The sequence below is a fragment of the Pseudokineococcus sp. 5B2Z-1 genome (assembly GCF_037482305.1).
Lineage (GTDB): Bacteria > Actinomycetota > Actinomycetes > Actinomycetales > Quadrisphaeraceae > Pseudokineococcus.
Genome location: NZ_JBBHZG010000002.1, coordinates 866597 through 885311, shown reverse-complemented (window position 1 = coordinate 885311; position 18715 = coordinate 866597). Strand labels below are relative to the sequence as shown.

The window sequence follows — 18715 nt, the reverse complement described above, 5'->3', positions numbered from 1 at the left end:
CCCGGCCCGCGGGAGCGGGCCGGGGCCGGTGGGTCGGGAGAGGGGTCAGCGCACGGCGCGCCGGCGCACGGCCAGCACGGTGGCCCCAGCGGCCGCGAGGAGCGCGGCCCCGCCGCCGACGAGCAGCGCGTCGCGGTCGGAGCCGCCCGCCGCGTCCCCGACGCCCGTGTCGGACCGCAGGCCCGGGTTCGTGGCCGGGCGCGTCGGGGAGGTCGTGGGCTGCCCGGTCGGCGTGGCCGTCGGCTCCTCCGTGGGCTCCTCCGTCGGCGCGGGCGAGGTCGCGGCCGTCACGTCGAAGTACAGCGAAGTGGCGCTGGCCCGCTGCGCGAGCACGGTGCCGTCCTCGTCCGTGACGGGCAGCAGGACGGCGGCCCGGTACTCACCGGGCGCCGTCGACGCGGCGAGCGAGACGACGACGGCGTCCTCGGAGGCCGCGACGGTCGGCGACGGCGGCGCCTCGTCCCGGTCGAGGTCGTCGAGGACCACCACGACGTCCCCGAGCGACCGCACGCCGGCGTCGCGCAGGGGCGAGCCCTCGGGCAGCGAGAGCTCGAGCGACCCGCCGGCGGCGAGGGCCGGGGCACCGAGGTAGCTCGTCGTCAGCAGCACGGGCGCCAGGTCGACCGAGGGCGCCGCGACGTCGGTCCCGAGGTCCAGGTCGTAGAAGGCCTCCTCGTCGGCGAGACCGATCACGTCGCCGGCGACGGGGTAGGTGATCACCCCCTCCGTCTCGTCGGCGAGCGGGAGGTCCTCCTCGGGCGGCACGACGACGACGAGCACCCCCTCGACGACCTCGGCGGTCAGGGCGCTGCTGCCGTCGGCGGTGAAGGTGACGGGCTCCGGGCCGTCGATCGGCGGGTCGTCGATGTCGACCATGCGCAGCGTCACGGCGCTCGGGTCGGGGACCTCCAGCCCCTCGGGGAGCGTGATCCGCACCTCGCCGCCCGGGTCGAGGGGGACCTCCGTGTAGGCGTCGGTGCCGACCACGTCGGTCAGCTCGAGGCCCGGGAGGTTCTCCACCGGGAGCACCAGGCTGCTCACGACGTCGGTCGCGGGGTCGAGAGGCACGGCGACGACCTCGTCGCTCGCCGTGCCGGCCGTCGCCGCGGCCGCGCTCCCGAGGAGGAGCGCCGCTGCGCCGCCCCAGGCGCTCGCCGAGCGCACCCCCGCCCTCGCCGCCCGACCGCCCCGTGCGGTCCGCCGCCGGCCCCCCGTGCTGGTGCTGCTCGTCATCGCCGTCCTCTCCGTCGCGCGGCGCCCCACCGGCGCCGCTGCGCGGACGCTACCGAGGCGCGCTCCCTGGGGGGGTCGTCATGACGCGGCTGCGGCCGGATCGTCACCGGTGGCGCCGCAGCACCACCCGGGGGGATGACGCGACTCGCCCGTCCCGGTGCTCCTCGACCCTCGCGCGCTCGACGTCGGCAGCCGCGTCCCGCCGCGGCTCGCCCGTCAGCGGGTGCGGTCGGCGATGGCGGCGGCGAAGGCGGCCATGGCCTCCTTCGCCTCCCCGTCGGGCAGGGGCGCGAGCGCGTCGACGGCCTCCTGCGCGCAGTGCTGCGCGCGGGCGCGCGCCACGTCGGTCGACGGCAGCGCCCGCAGGGCCGCGACCGCGCGCGCCAGCTCGTCGTCCGCGTCGAGCGGGCCGTCGACGAGCGCCACAGCGGCGGCCGCGCGCTCGTCGCCCCGCGCCGCGGCGTCGCGGGCCAGGAGCACGGGCAGCGTGGGCACCCGCTCGCGCAGGTCCGTGCCGGCGCGCTTGCCGCTGTCGTCGCCGAGGAGGTCGAGCACGTCGTCGGCGAGCTGGAAGGCGACGCCCACCCGCTCGCCGTAGGCGACGACGACGTCGCGCACCTGCTGGTCGCAGCCGCCGAACATGGCGCCGAAGAGCGCCGACGTCGCGATGAGGGACCCGGTCTTGTCCGAGAGCACCTGGAGGTAGTGCGCCACGGGGTCCTCGCCCTCGTCGGGGCCGACCGTCTCGTGGAGCTGGCCGAGGCACAGGCGCTCGAAGGTGGCGGCCTGGATCTCCACCGCCCCGGGCCCCAGCGCCGCCACGAGGCGGGAGGCGCGGGCGAAGAGCAGGTCGCCGGTGAGGATGGCCACGTTGTTGCCCCACACCTGCTGCGCGGCCGGGGCCCCGCGGCGCAGCGGGGCCGAGTCCATGACGTCGTCGTGGTAGAGCGTCGCGAGGTGGGTGAGCTCGACGACCACGGCCGCCTCGACGACCTCGGGCGCCGCGCCGTCGCCGAGCTCGCCCGCGAGGAGCACGAGCAGGGGCCGCACGCGCTTGCCGCCCGCCTCGACGAGGTGGCGGGAGGTGCTGTCCGCCAGGCGGTCGGAGTGCGCGACGGCGGCGCGCAGCTGCGCCTCGACCGCCTCCATCCGCGCCCCGACCCGCTCCGCGAGCGCGCCGGAGGGTCCCGGGACCCCCCAGCCGGCACCGGCCGGCGGCGTGCTCTGGAGGGGTCTGCGGGGGCTCACGCCCCCCAGTGTCCCGGACGCGGCGGGCGCCCCGTGCACGGCCACCTCAGGCCGCCGGGGCCAGGCGCTGCAGCCCGTTGACGACGCGGTCCAGCGCGTCGCCCCCGCGCGGGTCGGTGAGGTTGGCGAGCAGCTTGACGACGAGGCGCATGACGACCGGCCTCGGCAGGCCGTGCCGCGTGGCCGCCTCCATGACGGCCGGGTGGCCGATCATCTTGACGAACACCGCCCCGAGCGTGAAGTAGCCGCCCCAGGCGGACCGGACGGCGGCCGGGTAGGCGTCCAGCGCCCGCAGCCGCGAGGCCGCGTCGGGGCGCCCCAGGGCCTGCACGGCCACGTCGGCGGCGATGCGCGCGGACTCCATGGCGTAGGCGATGCCCTCGCCGTTGAACGGGTTGACCATGCCGCCCGCGTCCCCGAGCAGCAGCATCCCGGCGTGGTGGTGCGGCGTCCGGTTGAAGCCCATGGGGAGGGCGGCGCCGCGCACCGGGCCCTCGCGGTGCTCCTCGTCGAACTGCCAGTCGGCCGGCATCGTCGCCGTCCACCGCCGCAGGAGGTCGCGGTAGTCGACCTTGCCGTAGGCGCTCGAGGAGTTGAGGACGCCGAGGCCCACGTTGCTCGTGCCGTCCCCGACGCCGAAGACCCAGCCGTAGCCGGGGAGCAGGCGCGAGCGCCCCGGCTCGCCGTCCCACAGCTCGAGCCAGCTCTCCATCCAGTCGTCGTCGTGGCGCGGGGAGCGGTAGTACGTGCGCACCGCGACGCCCATCGGCCGGTCCTCCCGGCGGGCGAGGCCGACGGACAGGGCCAGCCGGGCGGAGACGCCGTCGGCGGCGAGCACGACGCGCGCGCGGTGCTCGACGTCCTCCCCGGCGCGGCGGCCCCGCTCGTCGACGGGGTGGGCGCGGACGCCGACGACCCGGCCGGTGGCCTCGTCGACGACGGCGCCGGTGACGCTCGTCCGCTCCTGCACGCGGGCCCCGGCCGCGCGGGCGTGCTCGATGAGCAGCTGGTCCATGTCCAGGCGGGTGCGCACGAGCCCGTGGTCGGGGAAGGACGCGAGCTCGGGCCACGGCAGCTCGACGCGCATGCCGCCGCCGATGATCCGCAGGCCCTTGTTCCGCACCCAGCCGGCCTCCGGGGAGAGGTCGAGCCCCAGGGCCAGCAGCTCGCGGACCGCCCGGGGGGTCAGCCCGTCGCCGCAGACCTTCTCCCGCGGGAAGGACGTCTTCTCCAGCACGAGGACGTCGACCCCGGCCGCGGCGAGGTGGCGGGCCGCCGTGGCGCCGGCGGGCCCGGCGCCGACCACGAGGACGTCGGCGGAGCGCTCAGCGGCTGGGGAGGGCACGGCGCCTCGCAGGGTCGGGAGGGGTGGCGGGGTCGCACGGGCGCAGGACCCGGGCCGGACGGGTCTTCCCCCGCCCGTGCTCCTCATGCTACGGAGCCCCGCGGCGCCGACGCCCGGCGGGTCGCGCCGCGGACGCAGGCCCTCACGCCCCGCGCGCGGCCCTCACGCCGCAGGCGCAGGCCCTCACGCCGCAGGCGCAGGCCCTCACGCCGCAGGCGCAGGCCCTCACGCCGCGGGCGCAGGCCGGACCGCGCGGTGCAGGGCGACGACGCCGCCCGTGAGGTCGCGCCAGGCGACGTCCTCCCACCCCGCCGCGGTGAGGCGCCCGGCGAGCGCCCGCTGGTCGGGCCACGCCCGGATTGACTCGGCGAGGTACACGTACGCCTCGGGGTTGGAGCTCGTCCGGCGCGCGACGGGGGGCAGGGCGCGCATGAGGTACTCGGTGTAGACGGTGCGGAAGGGCCGCCACGTCGGCGCCGAGAACTCGCAGACGACGAGGCGCCCCCCGGGGCGGACGACGCGGAGCATCTCCCGCAGGGCCGCGGCGGTGTCGGTGACGTTCCGCAGGCCGAAGGAGATCGTCACGGCGTCGAAGGCGCCGTCGGCGAAGGGCAGCCGGGTGGCGTCCCCCGCGGCGAAGGGCAGGGCGCGGCGCGCGGCCCCGGCGCGGAGCATGCCCAGGGAGAAGTCGCAGGCGACGACGTGCGCGCCCAGGGCGGCGAGCGGCGCGCTGCTCGTCCCCGTCCCGGCGGCCAGGTCGAGCACCCGCTCCCCCGGCCGCACGTCGAGCGCCCGCACGACGGCGCGGCGCCACCGCCGGTCCTGGCCCAGGGACAGGACGTCGTTCGTGACGTCGTAGCGGCGGGCCACGGCGTCGAACATCGCCGCCACCTCGGAGGGCTGCTTGTCGAGGTCGGCGCGCGTCACGAGCCGGGAGTCTGCCAGCCGTCGCCCGACCGGGGACGGCCAGCCGCCCGCCGCCGTCCCGGCGGCCGCGCGGAGGTCACGACTGCTCACGCTCGACCTCTTCACGCTCCTCGTCGAGGGCCACCTTGCTGCGCAGCAGCCGGAGGGCCGTCACGAGGAGGAGGCCGCCGACCATGTTGAGCGCCGCCGTGGGGACGAACCACCCCAGCCAGTCGAGCCACCCGAAGGGCGCCCCCACGAGGAGCGCGCCGAAGGCGAGGAGCGAGTCGAGGATCGAGTGGACCATCTGCAGCCCGGCGAGCAGGAAGGCGCCGGCGAAGGCCGCAGCCACCTTGCCCGTCTCGGAGTCCGCGCCGTGCTGCATGCGCGTCATCAGGGTGATCGTGCTGCCGGCGATGACCGCGAGCGTGACCGTCTCCCACGACCAGTCGGCCTCGACGAAGTGGGACCCCATCTCCACGGTGGTCGACCGCAGGGAGGGGAACGCGGTCATGGCGATGGCCATGAACACGAGGCCGCCGAGGAGGTTGGTCACGATGGTCCCGCCCCACAGGCGGGCGAGCTGCTGCCAGGACGCGCGCTTGGCCGCGACGGCCGTCACCGGCACGAGGAAGCCCTCGGTGAAGAGCTCGCTGTGGGCGAGCATCAGCGCGAGGAAGCCGATGCCGAAGGCGAGGCCCGCCAGGAGGTGGCTGCCCGTGGCCTCGTAGACGGCGAGGAGCGCGAGGACGCCGAGGCCCACCTCGAGGCCCCCGAAGAAGCCGGTGACGAGCAGCTCGGTCCACGTGCGGTGGAGCCGCTGCGCACCCTCGTCGACGATCTCGTCGACCTCCTCCTCGAGCTCCTCCTCGACCGGGGCGTCGTTGTCGCCCAGGCGGGACCGGGCGGCGGGGTCGGTGGCGCTGCCCGGCTCGGGCTCCCCCCGCCCCGGCGTCTCCTGCGTGTGGTCGCTCACGGGCGTGCTCCCCTGGTCGGTGCGGCACCGGCGTCGGCCGGCGGGACGGTGAGGCGGTGGGCCCGCGAGGGGCGGTCCCGAGGCGGGCGAGCGCTGTCGCGTCGACGCGGCGGGCGGGGCCGGGGCGGGCTCACGCGGCGCCGTCGAGCGCGGCCGTGACGGCCGCGCGCAGGCGGGCGTGGAGCCCGCGCAGCCCGGCGCGGTCGGCGGGCACGACGAGCACCTGCAGCCCGGGCCCGTCGGCCGGCCCGGGCGCGCGCAGGGCCGCGCGCAGGTCGGCCAGGTCCGCGACCCGGCGGGCGCCGGCGCCCAGGCCGCGCGCCAGGGCGACGAGGTCGACCCCGGGCGGGGTGCCGAAGAGGCGCTCGACGTCCCCCGCGCGCGCCGGCTCGGCGTCGGCCAGCGCGCCGTGCTCGAGCAGCCCGAAGATGCCGCCGCCGCCGTCGTCGAGGACGACGACCTGCACCTGCGGGGGCGCCGACCACGCCGTCCGGCGCCCGCGCTCGTCCACCGGCAGGGCCAGGCCCGCGAGGTCGTGCAGCGCGGCGAGGTCCCCGACGAGGACCCGGGTGCGACGCCCCGTCGCGAGGGCGGCGCCGACGGCGCCCGACAGCGTGCCGTCGATGCCGGCCAGGCCGCGCCCGGCGAGGACGAGGCGCACGTCCGCGGGCACGTGCAGCGGAGGGGCCGGCACCGCGCGCTGGGCGTCGAGGGCCGGCTCGTCGACGGGCGCGGCGGCGAGGTCGGCGTCGCGGACGGCGTTCGAGGCCGCGAGCACGAGGAGGTCCTCGGGCGCCGTGGCCGCGACGACCTCCCGCGCCAGCAGGGGGCCGGTGAGCACCGGCCCCGACGGCCCCGCGGACTCGTCCAGCACGGCGTCGAGCGCCCGGGCCGCCGCCCGGCCGGCCCGCTGCCAGGCGGCCAGCCAGGCGTCCGGTGCCAGGGCGCGCTCGGCGTGCCACCCGGCGGGGGCACCCTCCAGGCGGGCCGGCACGGCCGTCCCGACGACGCGCCGCAGCCCCGGCCGCGGCGCGGGGCCGGGGTCGTCGGCGTGCTCGACGACCTGGACGACCTCGACCGCGGGGTCGGCCAGCAGCGCGGTGACGGGGCGGGACAGGGTGGGGCGGCCGACGACGACGACGCGCTCGACGCGCCCGCCGAGCTCGGCCCGCTCGAGGAGCAGGCGGTAGGGGCCCACGGCGCAGAGGCCCGAGCGCGCCCCGGAGCTCGGCTCGGCGAGCAGGGGCCAGCCGCCCGCCTCGGCGAGCCAGCGCGCGGCCCAGCCCGTGCGCGCCGGCGCGTCCCCCGCGACGACGACGGTGCGGGGACCGTCCTCGAGCGCGTGCACCTGGCCGCCGCGCGGCGGCGGGGCCAGGCGGCGCCCGGGCACGGGCGGGCGCGCGGCGTCGCCCTCGGGGACGAGGGGGTCGGCGAGGGCGAGGTCGACGTGGGCCGGCCCCGGCCGCCCGGGCGGCCCCGCGGGGCCGCCGTCCTCGCCGATCGGGGCCAGGCCGCGGGCGGCGTCGGCCGCGGCGGCCACGGCGCGGGCCCACGCGGAGGCGTGCGCGGCGAGGTCCTCCCCCGGCGGCGGCGCGGGGAGGTCCACCGCCAGGCGCACCGCCGCCCCGAAGAGCCCGGCCTGCAGCTCGCTCGTCTGGTTGGCCCACGTGCCCCGCAGCGCGTGCGGGCGGTCCGCCGTCAGGACGAGGAGGGGCACGCCCCCGTGGTGGGCCTCGAGCACCGCGGGGTGGAGGTTCGCGACGGCCGTGCCCGACGTCGTCACCACGGCCGCGGGGACGCCGGTGGCCCGCCCGGCGCCGAGGGCCGTGAACGCGGCGGCCCGCTCGTCGGTGCGGACGTGGACGACGAGGTCGCCCGCCCGCTCGGCGTCGGCGAGCGCGTAAGCCAGCGGCGCCGAGCGCGACCCCGGGCACAGGACGACGTGCCGCACGCCCCGGGCGACCAGCGCGGCCACGGCGGCGACAGCGCAGGCCTGGGCGGGGTGGGGCACCGCCCCATCCTGGGCGCTCGGCGACCGCGGTGCCGCCCGGGACCGCCCCGCGGCCGCCCCGGCCCGCCCGGAGCCCGCCGGGAGTCCGCCGGGCTGCGAGCATCGGCGGGTGCGCGCGGCGTCGGGGGGAGAGCGGGACGCCCCCCGTGCACCCGGTCGCGGAGGCGCCGCCCGGCGCGCGGCCCGGGCCGTCCGCGCGGTCCCCTGGTGGCGCTGGGCCGCCGTCACCGGGCTGACCGCCGCGGCGGGCGGGGCGCTGGAGCTCGCGGGGGTGCCCTCGGGCGTCCTGTTCGCCGGCCTCGTCGTCGGCGTCGTGGCCGCCCTGTCGGGCCTCGCGGGCGACGACCCCCGCGGCCCCCGCGCGGTGCCCCGACCGCTCGCGCTGGCCGCCCAGGCGGTCCTCGGGGTCCTCATCGGCACCTTGGTGCAGCCGGAGACCCTCACGGGCCTGGCGGCGGACTGGCTTCCCGTCCTCGTCGTCACGGTGCTCACGCTCGTCGTCAGCCTCGCGGCCGGCCTGCTGCTGGGGCGCCACCGCGACGTCGACCCGCTCACCGGCACCTTCGCCCTCACGGCCGGCGGCGCCTCCGGCCTCGTCGCCATCGCCGGCGACCTCGGTGCGGACCAGCGGCTCGTCGCCGTCGTGCAGTACCTGCGCGTCCTCGTCATCACGGGGTCGCTCCCCCTCGTGCTGCTCGTGACCGGCGTCGGCACCGGCTCCGGGCGCGGCGCGGTGGACGCGGCGGACGGGCCCTGGTGGGCCGGGCTGCTGCTCGTGGCCGTCGTCGGCCCGGTCGGCACCCTGCTGGGCCGGGTGTCCCGGGTGCCGGCGGGCACGCTCCTCGGCCCGCTCGTGCTGGCCGCGGTCGTCGGCGGGCTCGGGCTCTCCGCCGGCGCGCAGGTGCCCGGGGCGCTCGTGCAGGTGGCCTACGGCGCCATCGGGCTGCAGGCCGGCCTGTCCTTCACCCGCGGGACGGTCGCCGTCGTCCGCCGGGTGCTGCCCGCGGCGCTGCTCCTCATCGTCGCCGTCATCGCGGCGTGCGCCGGGCTGGGCGTCCTGCTCTCGGCCCTGACGGGGGCGAGCCTGCTCGACGGCTACCTCGCGACGACGCCGGGCGGGCTGTACGCCGTCCTCGCGGCGTCCCTGTCCACCGGCTCGGACGTGACCTTCGTCCTCGCCGTCCAGGTGGCCCGGCTGCTCGTCATGCTCGTGGCGGCGCCGGCCATCAGCCGCGGGCTGGCGCGGCGGCGGACGCCAGGAGGGCGTGGGCCCGCCGCAGGCGATCGCGCCACCAGCGGGCCCGCTCCGGCGGCGCCGCCGTCGCCGCGAGGTCGTCGGGGTCGGGGCCGGCCAGGACGCGGTCGGCCTCGGCGACGGGCAGCGACCCGGCGCTGACGCGCAGCGGCGGGGCGACGTCGCGCGCCAGCAGGCTGCCCGTCGCGAGCCCGCAGGCGTGGCGCAGGCCCGGCACCGCGGCGGCCGCCCGCACGCCCGCGGCGATCCCCACGGCCGTGTCCAGCGCGCTCGAGACGACGACGGGCACGCCGTGCTCGCGATCCAGCCGCTCTGCGAGCGCGACGACGGCCCGCCCGCCGCCGAGCGGGGGGACCTTGAGGACGGCGACGTCCGCGGCGCCGGCCCGCACGACGGCGAGGGGGTCCTGCGCCCGCCGGACGCTCTCGTCCGCGGCGACGGGCACGTCGACGCCCGCGGCGGCGAGGCGGGCGCGCAGGTCGACGAGGCCGGCGACGTCGGCGCACGGCTGCTCGGCGTACTCCAGCGGCCCCTGGGCGCGCAGGGCGGTGAGGGCGCGCTCGGCCTCGGCCGGGGACCAGGCCCCGTTCGCGTCGACCCGCACCCGCCCGCCGGCCCCGAGGGCGGCGCGGGCGGCGGCGACCCGCTCGAGGTCCTGCGCCAGCGCGAGGTCCGCGGGGACGCCGGGCTCGGCGACCTTGACCTTGGCCGTCCGCGCACCGGGCGTGCGGGCGACGACCTCGGCCACCTCCTCGGCGCGGACGGCGGGGACCGTCGCGTTGACGGGGACGGCGTCACGGACGGCCGGGGGCGGCCCGAGCCAGGCCGCCTCGACGGCGGCGGCCAGCCACCACGCCGCCTCGGCGTCGTCGTACTCGGCGAAGGGCGCGAACTCCGCCCGACCGGCCGGGCCGCGGAGCAGCACGGCCTCGCGCTCGTCCAGCCCGCGGAAGCGCGTCCGCAGCGGCAGGACGACGACGGACGCGCCGGCCAGGAGCTCCTCCGCCGCGGGCAGGCGGGCGCCCCCCGCGCCCGGCGGCGGCCAGGGCGCGGGCGGACGCGTCCCGCCCGTCCAGGCGCTCACGCGCGCCTCAGTCCCGCCCCGACCCGCCGCTCGCCCCGTCGCCCGCGCCGTCCGCACCGCCGCTGGCGCCGGCCGTCACGCCCGTGCCGACGTCGCCGCTGCCGGCCCGGCCGTGCGGCTCGCGCCCGCCGGAGCGCTCGCCGTCGCCGTCCTGCTCGTCCCCGCCGCCGTCCTCGTCGCCGTCGCCGCCGAGCCGCTCGACGCAGACCCGGTCGGCGCGACGGCCGTCGAGGCGCAGCACGGTGAAGCGGTGCCCGAGCGCCTCCACGGAGTCGCCCTCGGCGGGCACGCGCCCCAGCTCGGCCATGACGAAGCCCCCGAGGGTCTCGAAGCTCCCCTCCGGCAGCTGGACCCCCGTCTCGTCGGCGACCTCGTCGCGGTGCAGCAGGCCCGAGACCTCGACCTGCCCGCGCACCGCCGCGCCCGCGTCGGCCTCCGCGCGGTCGTGCTCGTCCTCGATGTCGCCGACGAGCTCCTCGACGAGGTCCTCGAGCGTGACGATGCCGTCGGTGCCGCCGTACTCGTCGACGACGACGGCGATGTGGCGGCGCGTGCGGCGCATCTCCGACAGGGCGGGCAGCACGGCCTGGGTGCCGGTGACGAGGCTCACCGGGCGCATGACCGTCGTCAGGCGGCTCGCCGGGTCCTGGTGGCGCAGGGCCGTGAGGACGTCGCGGACGTGGACGAAGCCGATGATGTCGTCGACGCCCTCGCCGGTGATCGGGTAGCGCGAGTGCGCCTGGTGCTCGATCTGGCCCGCGGCCTCCTCGAGCGTCAGGTCGCCGTCGAGGAACTCGACCTCCGTGCGAGGGATCATGACCTCCGCGACGCGGCGGTCGGCGGCGGCGAAGACGTCGTCGATGAGGCGGCGCTCGTCGTCGTCGAGGTCCTCGTGCGTCGAGACCATCTCGCGCAGCTCCTCCTCGCTGACCTCGTCGCGCTCCTCCTGCGGGTCCATGCCGAGGAGGCGGACCACGAGGTTCGTCGACCTGTCGAGCAGCCAGATGACCGGCGTCGCGAGCTTCGCGATGCGGTCGAGCATCGGCGCGACGAGCCGCGAGACGGTGTCGGGCTTCTGCAGCGCGATGCGCTTGGGCACGAGCTCGCCGAGGACGAGGGACACGTAGGACACCAGCGCGGTGATGACGACGAGGGAGACGGTGCCGGCGAGGCCGCTCGGCACGCCCCAGCCCTCGAGCACGGGGGTGAGCCGGCCGGCGATGGTCGCCCCGCCGTACGCCGAGGCGAAGAAGCCGGCAGCGGTGACGCCGATCTGGACGGCGGACAGGAAGCGGTTGGTCGAGGCCCGCAGCCGCTCGACCGCCGCGGCGCCGCGCAGGCGCTCGCCGACCATCGCCCGGACCTGCCCGTCACGCAGCGACACGAGCGCGAGCTCGGACATCGCGAAGACACCGCCCACGAGCACGAAGACGAGCACGAGGAGGATCTCCCAGCCGAGCGACATGGGCCCATCCTCGCGGGTGCCGGGCGGTCCCCGCGCCTCCGGGGCCCCGGTCGGGCCCGCGCCGCGTGCCATCCTCCGCGGGTGAGCACCAGCCACGAGCCGCCGGCCCACGTCTCCGAGCTCTTCGACGCGAGCGCCTGGGCACCGGTGCCCGGCTTCGAGGACCTCGTCGACACGACGTACCACCGGTGCGTGCGCCCCGGCCCCGAGCGCGGCACGGTGCGCGTCGCGATCGACCGCCCCGAGGTCCGCAACGCCTTCCGCCCCGGGACGGTCGACGAGCTGCTGCGGGTGCTCGACCACGCCCGCCGCACGCCGGACGTGGGCTGCGTGCTCCTCACCGGCAACGGGCCGAGCCCCCGCGACGGCGGCTGGGCGTTCTGCTCCGGCGGCGACCAGCGGGTCCGGGGCCGGTCGGGCTACCAGTACGCCGACGGGGAGACGGCGGACACCGTCGACGCGGCGCGCGTGCGCGCCGAGGGCGGGCGCCTGCACGTCCTCGAGGTGCAGCGGATGATCCGGACGATGCCGAAGGTCGTCGTCGCCGTCGTGCCCGGCTGGGCCGCGGGCGGCGGGCACAGCCTCCACGTCGTCTGCGACCTGACCGTCGCGAGCCGCGAGCACGCCCGCTTCAAGCAGACGGACGCCGACGTCGGCAGCTTCGACGCCGGCTACGGCTCGGCGTACCTGGCGCGGATGGTCGGGCAGAAGCACGCCCGCGAGATCTTCTTCCTCGGGCGCACCTACGACGCCGAGGCCATGCACCGGATGGGCGCGGTGAACCTCGTCGTCGACCACGCCCGGCTCGAGGAGGAGGCGCTCGTCGTCGCCGCCGAGGTCAACGGCAAGTCGCCGACGGCGCAGCGGATGCTCAAGTACGCCATGAACCTCCCCGACGACGGCCTCGTGGGCCAGCAGCTCTTCGCCGGCGAGGCCACGCGGCTCGCGTACATGACCGACGAGGCCGTCGAAGGCCGCGACTCCTTCCTCGAGAAGCGCTCCCCCGACTGGTCGGCCTTCCCCTGGTACTACTGACCGGCCCCTCGGGCAGAGCTGTGCGCCCACGTCGCGGTGCACCGCGACGTGAGCGCACAGCTCTCGTCACAGCGTCAGGCCGTCGGCGGCGGCAGGGGCCGGCGGGTCGCGGCGGCGACGAGGACGAGCAGGAGCAGGACGACCGCGGCGACGACGCCGACGCCGAAGCCCGCGGACGGGCCGACGCGCTCGGCGGCCTGGCCGGCCAGCGCCGAGCCGGTGGCGACGCCGAGGACGATGCCGCTCGTCAGCAGCGTGAGGGCGAGCCCGGCGCCGCCCTCGGGGGCGAGGCGGCCCGCGACGTCGGTGATCGTCACGAGCAGGGGCCCGACGGCGAAGCCCGCGAGGACCGTCGTCAGCACGAGCAGCGGGATGCCGGGCGCCGCCCAGAGCATGAGCGCCGCGCCGACGACGAGGACGGCCGCCGACCCGGCCCACCGCCGCCAGGGTCCGAGCGAGGCGGGCAGGGCGACGACGGCGAGCGCCGTCGTCGCGGAGCCCACGGCCATCGCGGCGGCGAGGAGCCCGCCCGCCGTCGGGACGCCCGCGTCGGCCGCGGCCGCCGTCAGGGCCGTGTTGCTGCCGCCGAAGAAGGTGCCGATGGCGAGCATGCCGACGAGCGGGACGGCGACGAGCGGCTCGCGGCGGCGGCGCGTCGCGGCGGCCGCCCGCTCCGCGCGCTCGTGGGCGCGCTCCTCCCGCGAGCGCACCGGCACGGCGTCCGCCGACGGGTGCAGGGCGAAGGCCGTCACGAGGCCCACGACGAGGACGGCCGCGACGACGACGGGCGCCGAGCCGCCGACGAGCGTCGCCGTGATGCCCACGACCGCGGGGCCCAGCGCGAAGCCGACCTCGTCGGCGGTCCCCTCGAAGGCGAAGGCCGTGCGGACGTGCCGCGGGGACATCGCCATCCACCGCACGCGGGAGAGCGGGCCGATCTGCGGCACCGTCAGCCCCACGCCCGCGGCGGCGGCCACGAGCGCCACCGGGTCGGCGCTCGCCGCGGCCACGAGCAGCGAGACCAGGGCGAGCACGTGCAGCCCCGCGACGACGAGGAGCACGCGCCGCTGCCCGAGGCGGTCGGCGAGCGCCCCGCTCGTGGGGGCGCCCACGGCCTCGCCGATGGCGGCACCGGCGGCCGCGGCCCCGGCGATCGCGGACGAGCCCGTCGACACCTCCCCCAGCGTGAGGACGCCGACGGGCACCATCGTGATGGGCAGCCGGGCGCCGAAGGTGATGGGCAGGTAGGACCGGCCGGCGACCGCGGGCAGGACCCGGTACTGGGCGAAGGAGCCCGTGAAGGTGCGCCACCGCCCGCGCACGACGGCGCCCGGGGAGGACGCCGAGCCGGCGGTCACCGGCGGGGGCGTCCCGTGGTCCTGGGGAGTCGGGTCCGGGTGGGCCGTGTCCGGGGACGCCGTCTCTCGAGGGACGGGGCCGACCGCCCGCTGCTCGGGCCGGGTGCTCATGCGGGTGCGCTCCAGTGCTCGCGCGCCTCCCCACCACAGGCGTCGCCGGTTCCCTGGAGCCCGGTGCCCGGGCCCGTCCTGGTCACGGTATCCCGGCTCCCCGACCTGCGCTGCGTACCGTGCGGCCGGTGACCGGCCCGCGCCCCTCCCCGGCGACCGCGCAGCCCGGTGCGCCCCGCGTCGAGGAGGTGGCCGTCGACGCGGCCGCACCGGAGGGCGCCCGCGAGGACCCCGACGCGTGGGCGGCCGCCCGCGCCCGGCAGCTCGCCGAGCGCCTCCCGCTCCCCGCACTCCCCGGCGGCTCCGCCGCCCCAGCCCCCTCCGGCGGCTCCGCCGCCGCCGCCCCTCCCGCGGCCCCGGCACCGCTCCTCCCCCTGCCCGGCGGCCCGTCCGACGACGCCCTGCGCGCGCTCGCCGTCGCCGCCCCCGCCCCCGGGACGACCGACGTCGCGGGCGCGGCGCTGCTCCTGCCGACGTCGGGCAGCACGGGCGCGCCGCGCCTCGTCGTCCTCGACGGCGCGGCCGTCGTCGCGAGCGCCCGGGGCGGCGAGCAGCGGCTGGGCGGGCCGGCCCACTGGCTGCTGGCCCTGCCGCTCGCCCACGTCGCGGGGTGGAACGTGCTCGCGCGCGGCGCGGTCGCGGGCACCGCCCCGACGGCGCTGCCGCCCGGCGCCCCCTTCACCGCGGCCGCCTTCCGCGCCGGCGCGGAGCGGCTGCTGCGGCGCGCGGACGGCGGCCCGGCGCGCACCGCCCTCGTGCCGACGCAGCTCGTGCGCCTGCTCGACGACGCGGACGGCGCGGCGGCCCTGGCCGCCCTCGACGCCGTCCTCCTCGGCGGCGCCGCCGCCCCGCGGGCCCTGCTCGCCCGGGCCGCCGCCGCCGGGGTACGCGTCGTGACGACGTACGGGTCGACGGAGACGTGCGGCGGCTGCGTCTACGACGGCGCCCCGCTGCCGGGAGCCCAGGTGCGGCTCGAGGGCGCCGGGTCCGACGGTGCCGGGCGAGCGCCTGCGCGGGTCCTGCTCGGCGGTGCCGTGCTCGCGCGCGGGCTCGTCGGCGAGGCCCCCTTCGCCGCCGACGCCGACGGCGTCCGCTGGGTCGCGACGGCCGACGCCGGCGTGCTCGAGGCCGCCGTCGACGGACCCCGCCTGCGGGTGCTCGGCCGTCTCGACGACGTCGTCGTCACCGGCGGGGAGAAGGTGGTGCCCGCCGCGGTCGAGGAGGCGCTCGCGGGGCTCGACGGCGTCGCGGAGGTCCTCGTCGTCGGCGTGCCGGACCCGCGCTGGGGGTCGGCGGTCGTGGCCGTCGTCCGGGCGGGCCCTCCGGCGCCGCCCGCGCTGGAGGACCTGCGCGCCGCGGCCTCGGCTGCGCTCGGCCGGGCCGCCGCCCCGCGGGCGCTCGTCCTCGTCGACGACCTGCCCCGCCGGGCGCTCGGCAAGCCGGACCGGCGGGCGGCCGCCGCGCTGGCCCAGCGGCGCCTCGGCGCGGGGCCGGGCCGTGACCCGGACGGGGCGCCGCCCGAGGGGCCGGGCGGGAGCACGGGCACCGGCCGGTAGGTTCGCCGCTCGTGGCGACGCGGGCTCAGTGGGTGGAGGGCGCGCGCCCCAGGACGCTGCCGGCGGCGGTCTCGCCGGTCCTGGCCGGGACGGGCGTCGCGGCCTCCCTCGACGCGGTGCACCTCGGGCGGGCGCTGCTGGCGCTCGTCGTCGCGCTGGCGCTGCAGGTGGCGGTCAACTACGCCAACGACTACTCCGACGGCGTGCGGGGCACCGACGCCGACCGGGTGGGCCCCCTGCGCCTCGTCGGCTCGGGGGCCGCGGAGCCCGCGGCCGTCCGCCGGGCCGCGTTCGCCGCCTTCGCCGTCGCCGGCGTCGCGGGGGTGGCGCTCGTCGCCGTCAGCGGCGCCTGGTGGTTCCTCCTCGTCGGCGCCGCGTCCGTCGTCGCCGCCTGGACCTACACCGGCGGCAAGCGGCCGTACGGCTACCTCGGGCTCGGCGAGGTGTTCGTCTTCGTCTTCTTCGGGCTCGTCGCCGTGCTCGGCACGACGTACGTGCAGGCGGAGCGGCTCGACCTCGTCGCGGTCCTGGCCGCGGTCGGCGTCGGCCTGCACGCGTGCGCCATCCTCGTCGCCAACAACCTGCGCGACGTGCCGACCGACGCCGTCGCCGGCAAGCGCACGCTGGCGGTGCGCCTCGGCGCTCCCCGCACCCGCCGCCTCTACGCCGTCCTCGTGCTCGCGCCCCCGCTGCTGTCGGCCCTCACGGCCGCGCTGCTGGCCTCGGCCTGGCCCCTGCTCGCGCTCCTCGCGCTGGCGCTCGCCGTCCCTCCCGCGCGGCGGGTCGCGGGCGGCGCCGCGGGCCGGGCGCTCGTGCCCGTGCTGCGCGACACGGGCCGCCTCGAGCTCGTCCACGCGGCGCTCCTGGCCCTGGGGCTCGCGCTCGCCGCCTGACCCCGGACGACCGGTCGAGGCGCGGCGCTCGTCCCGGGCGCGTCCCGCCGCGCGTCCGCCCACGGCCTGCGACGATCCGCCCATGACGGACGTGGACGTGCGGGCGGACGGCGAGGGCGTCTACCTCGTCGCGGTGTCGGCGGGGGCGGGCGCCGACGCGCTCGCCGAGCCGGGCGAGCCGGGCGCGGGCGACCGGCGGGTGCGCCTGCTGCTGCCGGAGGACCTGCTCGAGCGGCTGGACCTGCGCGCCGCGGACGGCCCCGTGCTCGCCCGGGCGGCCGCCGACGTGCTCGTCGAGGACGGCACGTGGCGCGGCCTCGCGGACGAGGTGTCCCTCGCGGAGCTGGACCGGGAGCGACCCGGCTTCCTCGAGCGCGTCCGCGAGCTCTCGGGCCGCTGACGCGCCCGCGACCGCCCGGCGGGCTCAGCCGCGCGGGCCCTCGCGGCGCCGGTCGTCGTCGGCGTCCTCGGCCGCGGCGTCGTCGTCGAGGCCGCGCGAGAACCGCCCCCCACCCCTGCTGGGGCCACCCTGCGCGCGCTGCTGCTGGCGGTCGAGGATGGCCTGCGTCATCTGCTCGCGGGGGCCGCGCAGCAGCACGAAGGACAGCAGGATCGACACGACCGCGGTCACGAGCAGCCACCAGACGCCCCGGAGGCCGACGGCGTAGGCGAGCAGGCCCACCGCGGCGAGCAGGGACAGCCGCAGGAGCGTGTAGCGCAGCACGACGGGCACGGCGTCCAGGGTAGGCGCCGCCCGGAGCCCCCCGTCCCGCCGCCGTCCTGGCCGCCGTCGTGGCCGCCCGGCGGACGGGCGCCGTCCCGCCCTGCCGGGCCGCCGAGCGGTCCGTACCATCGGACGATGTTGCGCGCTCTGCTCGTCCTCCTCGCCGTCGGTCTCGCGGTCTACGCCGTCCTCGACGTGCTGCGCAGCCGCGACGACGAGATCTCGGTGCTCGGCCGCACCGCCTGGGTCGTCATCTCCGTCGTCCTGCCCGTGCTCGGCCCCGTGCTCTGGATCACGGTGGGACGCCAGCGCGCCGAGGGCGGCGGTGGCGGCGGCGGGGGCGGCAGCCGCCCGCGCGGGCCCCTCGGCCCGGACGACGACCCCGGCTTCCTGCGCGACCTGCACGGACCCCGCCGCGGCTGACGCCCTCCCGGCAGCCTCCGCGCGGGGCGCCGGACGACGCAGGCCCCGCTCCCTCGTGGGAGCGGGGCCTGCGTCGTCGTGCGGGCTCGTCGGCCCGCTCGACGGCGGGGTCAGCCGATCCCGGCGTAGGAGTGGTTACCGGGGAAGAAGACGTTGACCACGCCCCAGTTGACGAGGATGCAGGCGAAGCCCGCGATGGCGAGGTAGGCCGCGCGGCGCCCGTCCCAGCCGCGCGTGGCGCGGGCGTGCAGGTAGGCGGCGTAGACGACCCAGATGACGAAGGTCCAGACCTCCTTGGGGTCCCACCCCCAGTAGCGGCCCCACGCCCGCTCGGCCCAGATGGCGCCGGCGACGAGCGTGAAGGACCACAGCGGGAACGACACGGCGATGAGCCGGTAGGCGGCCCGCTCGAGCTCCACCGAGCCGGGCAGGCGGTCCATGAAGCGGCCGCGGGCGGGGCGGCCGGCCGCGAGGGCGTGCTCGCGGCGGTCCTGCACGAGCTGCAGCACGTTGGCCGAGAAGGCGATGACGAAGAGCGCCGAGCTGACCGTCGCGACGGAGACGTGGATGACGAGCCAGTAGCTCTGAAGCGCCGGCACGAGCTGGGCCGACTCGGTGTAGAGGACCGAGAGGGCGATGCCGAGGGTGAGCAGCACGGGCCCGACGACGAAGACGCCCAGGTAGCGCAGGTCCCGGCGCAGCAGCACGACGCAGTAGACGGCGGTGACGACGAAGGCCCCCGTCAGCGTGAACTCGTACATGTTGCCCCAGGGCACGCGGCCCGCGGAGAGCCCGCGGGTGACCACCGCGGCGCCGTGGAGGGCCATCGCCAGCCACGTCGTCGTGACGCCGACGGCCGCGGCGCGGCGGCGCACCCCCGCGTCGGGGTCCTCCGCCCCGGCCCCGGCGGGGGCCGCTCCCCCGGCGGGTCGCGCGCCGGCGCCCACGAGCGCCTCCTGCCGGGCGGGCGCCACGGCGGTGCGCCCCCGGCCCGAGAGGTCGAGCGCGAAGGCGACGAGCGCGACGGCGTAGACCGTCATCGACGAGTAGACGAGCAGGTTGCTCGTCGCGGCGAGCGACTCGCCCATGTCC

At 78.8% G+C, this 18715-nt stretch carries 16 protein-coding genes and 1 pseudogene; 6 read left to right on the top strand and 11 right to left on the bottom strand.

Annotated elements, in window-relative coordinates:
- Positions 1-45: 45 nt before the first annotated feature.
- The 6 genes from WDV85_RS08185 to menD form a co-directional block, all read right to left on the bottom strand.
- Positions 46-1233 carry a hypothetical protein gene (locus WDV85_RS08185; protein WP_339570164.1) on the bottom strand — a complete coding sequence of 396 codons (1188 nt, stop codon included), beginning with the start codon at positions 1231-1233 and terminating at the stop codon, positions 46-48.
- Between the two features lie 216 nt (positions 1234-1449).
- Positions 1450-2481 (bottom strand): polyprenyl synthetase family protein, encoded by a 1032-nt coding sequence (locus tag WDV85_RS08180; RefSeq protein ID WP_339570163.1) that lies wholly within the window; start codon positions 2479-2481, stop codon positions 1450-1452.
- Between the two features lie 46 nt (positions 2482-2527).
- Positions 2528-3826, bottom strand: coding sequence for a geranylgeranyl reductase family protein (locus WDV85_RS08175; RefSeq protein ID WP_339570162.1), 1299 nt, complete (start codon positions 3824-3826; stop codon positions 2528-2530).
- 225 nt (positions 3827-4051) lie between these two features.
- Positions 4052-4753, bottom strand: coding sequence for a demethylmenaquinone methyltransferase (locus WDV85_RS08170; protein WP_339570161.1), 702 nt, complete (start codon positions 4751-4753; stop codon positions 4052-4054).
- A gap of 76 nt (positions 4754-4829) precedes the next feature.
- On the bottom strand, positions 4830-5627 hold the full coding sequence (locus WDV85_RS08165; RefSeq protein ID WP_445263267.1) for a formate/nitrite transporter family protein: 798 nt from the start codon (positions 5625-5627) through the stop codon (positions 4830-4832).
- 211 nt (positions 5628-5838) lie between these two features.
- Complete coding sequence (gene menD, locus WDV85_RS08160) at positions 5839-7719, bottom strand: 2-succinyl-5-enolpyruvyl-6-hydroxy-3-cyclohexene-1-carboxylic-acid synthase (protein ID WP_339570159.1); 1881 nt, start codon at positions 7717-7719, stop codon at positions 5839-5841.
- Positions 7720-7828: 109 nt separating this feature from the next.
- Here menD and WDV85_RS08155 point away from each other — a divergent pair.
- Positions 7829-8893 (top strand): annotated as a pseudogene (locus WDV85_RS08155) (AbrB family transcriptional regulator); the annotation flags it as partial.
- A gap of 52 nt (positions 8894-8945) precedes the next feature.
- Here WDV85_RS08155 and WDV85_RS08150 read toward each other — a convergent pair.
- Both WDV85_RS08150 and WDV85_RS08145 read right to left on the bottom strand, forming a co-directional pair.
- Positions 8946-9989 carry an o-succinylbenzoate synthase gene (locus WDV85_RS08150; protein ID WP_445263266.1) on the bottom strand — a complete coding sequence of 348 codons (1044 nt, stop codon included), beginning with the start codon at positions 9987-9989 and terminating at the stop codon, positions 8946-8948.
- 76 nt (positions 9990-10065) lie between these two features.
- Positions 10066-11523, bottom strand: coding sequence for a hemolysin family protein (locus WDV85_RS08145; RefSeq protein WP_339570157.1), 1458 nt, complete (start codon positions 11521-11523; stop codon positions 10066-10068).
- Between the two features lie 81 nt (positions 11524-11604).
- Between WDV85_RS08145 and WDV85_RS08140 the strand changes: the two genes are divergently transcribed.
- Positions 11605-12558: a 1,4-dihydroxy-2-naphthoyl-CoA synthase gene (locus WDV85_RS08140; RefSeq protein WP_339570156.1), complete on the top strand. Its 954-nt coding sequence runs from the start codon at positions 11605-11607 to the stop codon at positions 12556-12558.
- A 74-nt stretch (positions 12559-12632) separates the two neighbouring features.
- Here WDV85_RS08140 and WDV85_RS08135 read toward each other — a convergent pair whose 3' ends face one another.
- Positions 12633-14027, bottom strand: a complete 1395-nt coding sequence (locus WDV85_RS08135; RefSeq protein WP_339570155.1) for an MFS transporter — start codon at positions 14025-14027, stop codon at positions 12633-12635.
- Between the two features lie 128 nt (positions 14028-14155).
- Here WDV85_RS08135 and WDV85_RS08130 point away from each other — a divergent pair, with 128 nt between their 5' ends.
- The 3 genes from WDV85_RS08130 to WDV85_RS08120 all read left to right on the top strand — a co-directional run bounded on the left by WDV85_RS08130 (position 14156) and on the right by WDV85_RS08120 (position 16876).
- Positions 14156-15583 carry an AMP-binding protein gene (locus WDV85_RS08130; RefSeq protein ID WP_339570154.1) on the top strand — a complete coding sequence of 476 codons (1428 nt, stop codon included), beginning with the start codon at positions 14156-14158 and terminating at the stop codon, positions 15581-15583.
- A gap of 11 nt (positions 15584-15594) precedes the next feature.
- Positions 15595-16476: a 1,4-dihydroxy-2-naphthoate polyprenyltransferase gene (locus tag WDV85_RS08125; protein WP_339570153.1), complete on the top strand. Its 882-nt coding sequence runs from the start codon at positions 15595-15597 to the stop codon at positions 16474-16476.
- A gap of 82 nt (positions 16477-16558) precedes the next feature.
- Positions 16559-16876, top strand: coding sequence for a hypothetical protein (locus WDV85_RS08120; protein ID WP_339570152.1), 318 nt, complete (start codon positions 16559-16561; stop codon positions 16874-16876).
- Positions 16877-16900: 24 nt separating this feature from the next.
- On the opposite strand, the gene WDV85_RS08115 is transcribed toward WDV85_RS08120, so the two are convergent.
- The gene (locus WDV85_RS08115; protein ID WP_339570151.1) at positions 16901-17209 is read right to left on the bottom strand and encodes a DUF4229 domain-containing protein; all 309 of its coding nucleotides are present in this window, start codon (positions 17207-17209) and stop codon (positions 16901-16903) included.
- Positions 17210-17335: 126 nt separating this feature from the next.
- On the opposite strand from WDV85_RS08115, the gene WDV85_RS08110 reads away from it, so the two are divergent.
- Entirely contained in the window at positions 17336-17623 is a 288-nt protein-coding gene (locus WDV85_RS08110; protein ID WP_339570150.1) for a PLD nuclease N-terminal domain-containing protein, read from the top strand.
- A gap of 110 nt (positions 17624-17733) precedes the next feature.
- On the opposite strand, the gene ccsB is transcribed toward WDV85_RS08110, so the two are convergent.
- Positions 17734-18711, bottom strand: coding sequence for a c-type cytochrome biogenesis protein CcsB (gene ccsB, locus WDV85_RS08105; RefSeq protein WP_339570149.1), 978 nt, complete (start codon positions 18709-18711; stop codon positions 17734-17736).
- Positions 18712-18715 lie beyond the last annotated feature (4 nt).

What these genes read in the sequence shown, in the direction of transcription:
- WDV85_RS08120 (WP_339570152.1), top strand. Translation starts at nt 16,559, where the DNA reads ATGACGGACGTGGACGTGCGGGCGGACGGCGAGGGCGTCTACCTCGTC.
- WDV85_RS08185 (WP_339570164.1), bottom strand. Translation starts at nt 1,233, where the DNA reads ATGACGAGCAGCACCAGCACGGGGGGCCGGCGGCGGACCGCACGGGGC.
- WDV85_RS08110 (WP_339570150.1), top strand. Translation starts at nt 17,336, where the DNA reads ATGTTGCGCGCTCTGCTCGTCCTCCTCGCCGTCGGTCTCGCGGTCTAC.
- ccsB (WP_339570149.1), bottom strand. Translation starts at nt 18,711, where the DNA reads ATGGGCGAGTCGCTCGCCGCGACGAGCAACCTGCTCGTCTACTCGTCG.
- WDV85_RS08135 (WP_339570155.1), bottom strand. Translation starts at nt 14,027, where the DNA reads ATGAGCACCCGGCCCGAGCAGCGGGCGGTCGGCCCCGTCCCTCGAGAG.
- WDV85_RS08145 (WP_339570157.1), bottom strand. Translation starts at nt 11,523, where the DNA reads ATGTCGCTCGGCTGGGAGATCCTCCTCGTGCTCGTCTTCGTGCTCGTG.